We start from the raw sequence: 1,562 nt of genomic DNA on the forward strand, positions 1-1,562 counted from the left end.
GGCGCCGGGCAACGCGCGCCAGGTGCTGGTGCTCGCGGCCGACGCCGTGCTGGTGCAAACCGTGCAATTGCCCGCAGCCGCTGCCCGCAACCTCAGCGCTGTGGTCGGTTATGAACTGGATCGCTACACGCCGTTCGAGGCCGACCAGTTGTACTTCGTCGCACGTCAGGAGCGGCGCACGCCGACCCACCTGCAAGTGACGCTGGTGGCGATCCTGCGCGAACGCCTCGATCAAATCCTCAGCGACTGTGCCGCCCTCGGTCTGCGTCCTCATCGCGTGGATGTGGGCAATCTGGGCATCGACCTGCTGCCCGCGCCTTTGCGCCCGCGTGCGCGCCCGGCAGGCAAGGGCTTGCAACGCAGCTTGCCGTGGCTGTGCGGCGCGTTGCTGATCGCGGCGATGCTGCTCTGGCTCAACGACCGCCAGCGCGTGCTCGACGCCATGCACGAAAGCGTCCAGCAGCAAAAAGCCCAGGTCGCCGAGGTGCATGCGCTGCGTCAGCAACTGCTCACCACCCGCGGCGCGGCGCAGTACCTGACCCGGCGCAAATTGGCCCAGCCACCGCTGGTGGCGCTGCTCGACGACCTCACCACGTGCCTGCCCGCCGACACCTGGCTCGACCAGTTGGACATCAAGGGCAGCGAGATTGCCTTCTCCGGACAAAGCGCCAAGGCCAGCGCCCTGATCACTCGGATCAAAGGCTGCCACCGCCTGGACAACGCCCAGTTTGAAGGGGTGATTCAACCCGATGTGCGCAGCGGCAAGGATCAGTTTGCCTTGCGTGCCCATCTTCGCCCGGAGGCCGCCGATGCGCCGACCCCTCACACCCCGTGAACGCCGTGGCACGGCCTTGTTGATCCTGGCCGTGGTGTTCGGCGCGGCGTACTGGCTGTTGATCGACAGCTGGTTCGCCGGGCCCTTGCGTGCCATGGGCGAACAGGCCGAGCAGTTGCGCGAACAGCAGCAACGCTATGCCGGCGTGTTGCGCCAGAGCGACGCACTGCGTGAGCAACTGGACCAGGCCCGCCAGGACCCGGCCAGCCAAACCAGCCTGCTGCCGGGGGATGACCCGGATGCGGTCGCCGCCGACCTGATGCAACGCCTCGCCGATTTGATCAACCGCCACGCCACCCTCGGCGGCGGCTGCAGCCTGAGCCAACGCAAACCGATCACCCCGGAGCAGGACGACGGCGAACCGTATCGACAGGTGCAGGTCAGCCTGACCCTCAATTGCGCCATCGAACCCTTGACCGCGATCCTGCATGAGCTGGAATACCAGCCGCCGTTTCTGTTCGTCGATGAGCTGCGCATCCGCCGTGGCAAACAGGCGCCGGCCAGTGGCGGGGCGGGGCAGTTGGTGGTGCAGTTGCTGGTGCGCGGTTACCTGCAACCGCAGGTGGCCCGATGATCGGTGTCTTGCGCCCCTTGGAATGGGGCTTGCTCGGGTTGGTCGGGGTATTGGGCCTGTTGATGGCGGTCATCCTGAGCAGCATCGGCGACGAACCGCAGTGGCTGCCCGAACCGGCCGTGCGCGAGCATTCCTCCGCGCGGGTGCAAGTCG

The 1,562-nt window shown here is 67.0% G+C and carries 2 protein-coding genes; both read left to right on the forward strand.

The features are described from left to right. Nucleotides 1-835, forward strand: an 835-nt coding sequence (locus tag L9Z73_RS30275) for a type II secretion system protein GspL (RefSeq protein WP_247408636.1), incomplete at its 5' end; no start/stop codon positions are given. Further along, entirely contained in the window at nucleotides 810-1,409 is a 600-nt protein-coding gene (gene gspM / locus L9Z73_RS30280; protein ID WP_247408638.1) for a type II secretion system protein GspM, read from the forward strand. The genes L9Z73_RS30275 and gspM, both read left to right, overlap by 26 nt. Nucleotides 1,410-1,562: the final 153 nt, after the last annotated feature.

The sequence above is a fragment of the Pseudomonas emilianonis genome, assembly GCF_023072625.1.
Lineage (GTDB): Bacteria > Pseudomonadota > Gammaproteobacteria > Pseudomonadales > Pseudomonadaceae > Aquipseudomonas > Aquipseudomonas paraveronii.